The 6,627-nt window shown below is 69.5% G+C and carries 6 protein-coding genes; 5 read left to right on the forward strand and 1 reads right to left on the reverse strand.

Translation table 11 applies throughout. The features are described from left to right. Window positions 1-105: 105 nt before the first annotated feature. The 3 genes from AB0915_RS26135 to AB0915_RS26145 all read left to right on the forward strand — a co-directional run bounded on the left by AB0915_RS26135 (window position 106) and on the right by AB0915_RS26145 (window position 3,062). Window positions 106-1,092, forward strand: coding sequence for a winged helix-turn-helix domain-containing protein (locus AB0915_RS26135; RefSeq protein ID WP_366693392.1), 987 nt, complete (start codon window positions 106-108; stop codon window positions 1,090-1,092). 543 nt (window positions 1,093-1,635) lie between these two features. Beyond that, window positions 1,636-2,118 carry a lamin tail domain-containing protein gene (locus AB0915_RS26140; protein ID WP_366693393.1) on the forward strand — a complete coding sequence of 161 codons (483 nt, stop codon included), beginning with the start codon at window positions 1,636-1,638 and terminating at the stop codon, window positions 2,116-2,118. Between the two features lie 425 nt (window positions 2,119-2,543). Next, complete coding sequence (locus AB0915_RS26145; RefSeq protein ID WP_366693394.1) at window positions 2,544-3,062, forward strand: hypothetical protein; 519 nt, start codon at window positions 2,544-2,546, stop codon at window positions 3,060-3,062. Window positions 3,063-3,407: 345 nt separating this feature from the next. Here AB0915_RS26145 and AB0915_RS26150 read toward each other — a convergent pair whose 3' ends face one another. Continuing rightward, window positions 3,408-3,989, reverse strand: coding sequence for a hypothetical protein (locus AB0915_RS26150; RefSeq protein ID WP_366693395.1), 582 nt, complete (start codon window positions 3,987-3,989; stop codon window positions 3,408-3,410). Between the two features lie 537 nt (window positions 3,990-4,526). Between AB0915_RS26150 and AB0915_RS26155 the strand changes: the two genes are divergently transcribed. Continuing rightward, the gene (locus tag AB0915_RS26155; protein ID WP_366693396.1) at window positions 4,527-5,135 is read left to right on the forward strand and encodes a helix-turn-helix domain-containing protein; all 609 of its coding nucleotides are present in this window, start codon (window positions 4,527-4,529) and stop codon (window positions 5,133-5,135) included. Continuing rightward, window positions 5,132-6,451: an MFS transporter gene (locus AB0915_RS26160; RefSeq protein ID WP_366693397.1), complete on the forward strand. Its 1,320-nt coding sequence runs from the start codon at window positions 5,132-5,134 to the stop codon at window positions 6,449-6,451. Before AB0915_RS26155 ends, AB0915_RS26160 begins: the two co-directional genes overlap by 4 nt. Window positions 6,452-6,627 lie beyond the last annotated feature (176 nt).

The following is a 6,627-nucleotide window of genomic DNA, read 5'->3' on the forward strand; positions in this document are numbered from 1 at the left end:
GTTCGTGGACCGGCGTGCCGCACGGGAGCCTGGCCGATACGCGATCCGGCCGCATCGCCTTTCGTCTCTCGCGGAAAGGCATGGCCGGGCCGATAATCAGGCGGCGTGATCCGCTTACACTTCTCCGACGCCGACCTGCGCCGGGTCACGGTGGCCCAGGCTCCCGACGCCCTGCTGGAAACGGCGCTCAGCGTGCGCCGTCTGAGGGGCAAAACGCCCACCGGGGGCCCTGCGCGCCCCACCCTCAGCCGGTGGCACAAAGCGATGCAGGACACCCGTCCCCGGCCCGGTGTCCTGCTCGACCTGGTTCCCCGCAACGGTTTTCTGCCGGACTTCCTTCAACAGCCGACGGCCCGGGACTTCGCCACCGCACTCGACCTCGTCACCGCAGCCCCCGCCGAACAGCTGGCCCTGGACCTGGGTCTGGCGGACACGCCTGGGCGCAACGGTTTCCTGGAGCAGCCGAGCCGGTGGGCGCGAGAGCTTGCGAACGGCTCACCGGCGGCGCGGCAGGCGCTGCAGCGCGACCTCCAGGGGTACTTCACCTCGGCGGTCGCCCCGCTGTGGCCACGGGTGAGGGCCGACGCCATGGCCGACCGGGCGGTGCGCGCCGAGACGCTGCTACGCGGCGGGGTCGACGCCCTGCTCACCACGCTCAGCCCCACATGGAGCTGGCAGGCGCCCGTACTGACTCTCCCGTCGACGTCCCGGCACGACATCGCGCTGTGCGGCCGCGGACTGCTGCTCGTACCGTCCTGGTTCGCGGCGAGCGCCATGGTGATGTACCGGCCGGAGAAACCGACGGTCCTGGTTTATCCGATGCTCGTCGCCGAGGAGCCGGCCTTCTCGCACGACGTGCTGGGACCACTGCTGGGCCGGACAAGGGCAGCCGTACTCGCCGTCCTTCGCGTCCCGGCCACCACGACCGAGCTCGCCGGACGCGCCGGGATCTCCTTGGCGGCGGCCAGCCAGCACGCCACCGTCCTGCGGAACGCCGGACTGGTGGACACCGCCCGGACGGGCCTGTCCGTCCTGCACAGCCTGACCCCGCTCGGACTGGCCCTGCTGACGGGTGAGGAACCGTCGTTCTGAGGCCCGCCCGGGCACGGAGGCGGCGACAGAAGGTGTACTGGGCGCATCCCGAACGGTTGCGAGCTGTGCGGGGCATCGGACCGTCCAGGCCGGGGCAGGTGACCGGGGGCGTGAGAGAACCCGCCCACCCGCAACGGACCGGCCCCCTGGAGAGCCGTCACCGAACGGGACGCGAAAGCGGGAACCCAGTGCATCCAACACCCCTCTATGTGTGTCTGAATCATGCGGCGTTGTGGCTGTTACCAATGATGTGTGCTGTATGGGTGGTGCGCCGGGGTGTGCGGGGGAGCTGGAAACGGCTTGGTCCCGGCTGTGAGGCGGGTGCGTGGACCGCAGCGATGTCAGGGACATGTCCGGTCGGGATGTGTGATCAATGCAATCGCGAGTTACGGAAATGTCCGCATTAAGTAACACGAACCGGAGTCGCTGTCGGTGGCGGGGGAGGTGCTCCAGTCTTTGGGTTCTCGGCCTGAGGGGCCGGGAACCGCACCGCGCAGCATGGCCCTTGACGGGTCCTGGGCGCCCTTGTTCGAGGGGACATCAATGTCTGCTTATGCCGTCCGTCGCATCGCCGCCACCGCTCTGGCAGCCGGCTCCGTCGTCGCCGCGGCGGCGATGCCGGCTTCCGCCGACAGCGACCACGACCACGGATACGGGCACGGCCGCCACCAGTCGTACTCCAACGTTGTCCTCGGCGACATCCAGTACGACAGCCCCGGCCGTGACGACTGGTCGAACCGTTCGCTGAACGGGGAGTGGGTGGAGGTCACCAACACCGGCCGCCGCGCGGTCGACCTGGACGGATGGTCGCTCACGGACCGGAGCGGCAACCTGTACCGCTTCGACGACCTGCGCCTGCCCGGCCGCGCCACGGTCCGGGTCCACACCGGGTTCGGCCGTGACACCCGTCGGGACGTCTACCAGGGCAGCCGGGACTACATCTGGAGCAACTACGCCGACAAAGCGACCCTGCGCGACAACCGCGGCCGCACCGTGGACACCCACTCCTGGGGCTACCGTCGCTGACCGGCCCCTGCCCCGCGACTGACCAAGTGCGCACCTTCCGCCCCCGGGGTGCAACCCTTCCGGTGCGGCGTGCCACCACCCGCACAGGGCGGTGGCACGCCGCTCTCGTACGTCCGGGCCCCCGGCTTCCCGCCACCCGGCACGGTGCACGGTCGCACCACCTGGGGAAAAGCTGCAGGGCCCTGGTCTGAGGGCCCAGGGCCCAGGCGTACGCCCCGCGAGGGATCGAAGAAGCGCACGCCACAGGGCCCAACACCCCTGACGAGGGGAACGTCACGGGTGCCACGCGCCGAGTCCGGAAGCAGACGCCACGTACCCGAAGGTGCTCCGAGCCGCCGCTGCCCTGAACGCACCATCGCGATGTCCTCGACAGAGACCGGCGAGCGGTGCGTGCGCTGCCTCCTTCGTGCGGTGAAGCTGAGAGGGTGAGCATCAGAAGCGTGCACCCGGTGAGTGCGGACCAGATCTACGCAGCCCTCGTCGCCCTGGGGGCTGAACCAGTACTGGATCCGGACGTGTGGCCCCAGGGCCCGCAGGCCGAGGACCGGCTGCGACTGCTGGGCGCCCTGCTGGCCAAGACAGAACTGGAAATCACCGCCTCGACCGGCAGGGGCGGGCAACCGCTGGAGGATGTCGCGGAAGCGCTTCTCGGATGGACGGAGCAGGCAGGACCCGACTCACAGGTTTCGTCCATCGTGCTGGCGAACCGGTTGCAGCTCACCGCGGTGCAGCTCATGGGGGCCGAGGAGGCGGGGCCCCCTCACCGGGCGGCGTCGTGGGCGGCCGTCGTGGCGGCTACGGACGCACTCAGCGCCCAGCTTTATTTCGAGCGCGGTGACATTCGGGCCACCCGGCGAGCTCTCGACCGGACGGAGGCATCGGTCATCGCGATTCTGCAGGGCTTGCACGACCTCCGCGCCGCCATGGGCGATATCGAGGAGTAGAAGGAACTCGTGAGCCCGCTGGGCCGCCGGCCACGTCGCTGACCTGGGAGAAGGCACGTCCGTGGAACTCGTGAGACCGTCTGCGCGGGCGCGCGGTGCCATGGCCACCGGCGGTGGCACCGCGGTCGGGCCCGGGGCGCGGTGGAGAGATGAGTGCGCCCACTACCGTCCATCAGCTCGGAGCCGAGCCGCCGCGTCTGCGTCCGGACGCCCGGCGAGACCCACATCCTCGGTAGCCGTGGCTCTGTCCACGAGATCGAGGAGCACCTCGATGGCGGTTTGGGAGTCATCCGGAAGCTGACACGGCATCGGATTGTTCATGACCAGGGAGAGGTGATGGTTCCGCTACCCGGCCGTGGCTGCACGCTTCGTGGACCAGAAACGGCAGACAGCCCATCCGGCACCCAGCGCGGAGGCCGTCCAGACGATGACCTCGGCGAGAACAGTCGCCGGGGTCAGGGTGAGGTGCGGCCCGGGCGGCAGGACGACCATCTGCACGGCAGCACCCACTGGCACTGTCAACGCGGCAAGCAGGCCGGTCAATCCAGGACGCCTGATGGCTGCACCCACTGCACCCAGGGCCAACCCGAGCGGCAGACCCGCCACCCACCACCTGACCATTTCCGTGCCGGCCTCCCAGACGAGGGCGTCCGTCACGTAGTACGCCCCCGTGGCAGCGATCAGCGCCAGGGCCCCGACCAGCGCGCCCAAGGCCCGTGTCCCGGCCAGCCAGCCCATCGCCACCGCCAGCGCGGCCCAGGCCCAGCCTGCGTCCATCAGCAGGCTGAGCACCTTGGCGGCGCCGGCCCAAACGGTCCCCGTGAGCGGGGCGCCGAGATCCCCGTATGGGGAGGAAAGCGCGTTGACGAGCGAGGTGGCCGCCCCGAATCCCGCCCCGACCGCGAGACTGCTCAATATGATCTTCATGCCGGGAGGGTATCCAGCGTTCCCTTTCAGGAGGTGTCGCGCACTCCTGGGCGGTGAACCTGTGCACGACGGTTCTTGAACCGCTGCCGCGGACGTCGCGGCTGTGCGGCTACGCGAAGGCCCGTCACCGGGCTGCAGTGCCGGACGCGCCGGTCGACCGGGCCGGCGATGCTGAGGTGCGGGACGTTCACCTACCGGGCCGCGCGGGCCCTGTTCGCCGGGACCGGCCGGGAGGTGAAGGTGAATCCGGCGGTCCGCCGCACCCCGAAGCCCCATGTGAGTCGAGTGAGCCGCCTGCCGGCTCCACGAACCGCGGCGACCGGAAACTGTAGTTGAGCTCCCCAACGGCAGTGAACGGCTTCTCTGGCCCCAGCGTGATCGGCAGTGATTCCTGCCGACTCGCCCACACCATGGCCCGGCAACAGGCCGCCGCAGGCGCCTGACCACACCTGATCCACATGGACATGCACCCGCGGTTACTTGACCCGTCGATGTGAGAGTTGACTCTCACGAACCGTGAGAGGAGACTCTCACATCATGGACTCCAGCAATCGCCTGGGCGATATCGAGATCACTGATCCGCAAGCCATGCGGGCGTTGGCGCATCCGGTGCGGCTCGCGATCCTTGACCACCTTCAGCGCCACGGGCCCGCGACTGCCACGCAACTCGCGCCCGACGTGGGAGCGACGCCGTCGGTGACCAGTTGGCATCTGCGCCACTTGGCCGGCTTTGGACTGGTCCGCGACAGTGAGCCCGGCCCGGACCGCCGCCAACGGCGGTGGGAGGCAGTAGCGCGCGGCTTCCGATTCGAGACGCCGCAGGACCCGGCCGATGAGGAGGGCCAGTCCGCCGCGCGGGCGCTGTCGCAACAGATGTTCCAGCGCTATGCCGACATCCCGAGCCGATGGGCCGCCGAAGTCGAACCCGCACTCGATACAGCGTGGCGCAGGCTGGCCGGGCTGGCGAGCACCCGCGTCGTCGTATCCGCTGAGGAACTCGCAGCCATCGAGGACGGGATCGAGCGCATTCTTGCGCCATACGTCACTCGTGACCCGGCCGAGCGGCCCACCGACGGCCGCGGCGTCCGGTTGATGCGCTACGTCCTGCCGGAAGGTTCCGAGGAGCAGACCGGGCAGACACCGTGAACAACTCGGAGCAGACCGCTGCGATATCGCTGTGGCGGGATCGGCGGTTCCGCCGCTTCTGGGCCGGTCAGTCGGTCTCACAGTTCGGCGACCGGATCACCGAACTGGCCCTGCCCCTGATCGCCGTCAGCGCCCTGAACGCTACAGCCAACCAGGTGGCGTGGCTGACTGCGCTCGCCTGGACCCCGAACCTGCTCGCAATAGTCCTGGGGGCCTGGGTCGACCACCGAGCCCACAAACGCCGTCTGATGATCCTCGCCGACCTGGTGCGGGCGGCAGTGCTGCTCAGCCTCCCGGTGGCCCACCTCCTAGGGGCGGTGACACTGGGGCAGTTGTATGCCGTGGCGTTGCTGACCGGCGCCGCTGGGGTGCTGTTCAACACCGCCTATCCGCCTTTCTTCGTGCGCCTCGTGCCGCGCACGTCCTACGTCGACGCCAACAGCAAGCTCAACGCCAGCCGGTCCGCATCGAATGTCGCCGGCCCGGCCATCGGTGGCCCACTGGTCCAGGCGCTGACCGCACCCGTGGCCATCGTCGTGGATGCCCTGACCTTCCTGACGTCAGCGGTCCTGATCAGCAGGGTTTCGGTCGCTGAACCGCCGACCGCCTCCACAGCGGCGCCCTCGCTGTTGCGGCGTGCCAAGGAAGGCCTGACATTCATCTTCCGACACCCAGTGCTGCGGGCCGGCCTCGGCTGCGCGGCAACCGTCAACTTCTTCACCTTTGTGGCAAGCAGTGGGCTGATCGTGCTGTTCGCCAGCAGGAGCCTCGGACTGTCCGCAGGAGTGATCGGCATCGCGTTCGGGATCGGCGCGACCGGTGCCCTCCTTGGCGCGGTGTTCGCCCCGATGATCTCGCGACGTTTCGGCGTGGGGCGCAGCATCGCCATGGGCGCGGTGCTGTTCCCCGCGCCGATCGCCATCGCCGCCACCGCGGACGGCCCGCTCTGGCTCCGCGCCGGAGTCTTGGCCGCGGCCGAATTTTTCTCAGGCTTCGGCGTCATGCTGTTCGACGTCAACCTCAACTCCCTCCAGGCCGCAGTGATCCCCGACGGCATGCGCAGTCGCGTGGCCGGCGCGTACAGCACGATCAATTACGGCATACGCCCCGTCGGCGCCATCGTCGGCGGGCTGCTCGCTACCCTCATCGGTCTGAGAGCGACCCTCCTCATCGCCGCCGCCGGCGGAGCCCTGTCGCTGCTCTGGCTACTGCCCTCACCGATACCTCGCATCCGTTCCTTGGCTCCGGACAACACCGTGGACAGCGCTGGTGACGCGGACGGCGACGATCAGCTCGCCGAACGAGAGGAGGCCTGAAGCTGCGCGAGGAGCCGGGGGAAGACATGCCACCCCCCCTCAGCGCGGCGACCGCGGGCACGGGGTCGCCGGCGTAGAAGCGCGGGGACCCCGGCTTCTTCTCGCCGGCCCCGCGCCGCAGAGCGCTGTCCTGTGGCGTGACCGCCGAAAGCGGCGCAGCGATCTGCTCCAGCGAC

Source organism: Streptomyces sp. NPDC048411 (genome assembly GCF_040704695.1).
Lineage (GTDB): Bacteria > Actinomycetota > Actinomycetes > Streptomycetales > Streptomycetaceae > Streptomyces.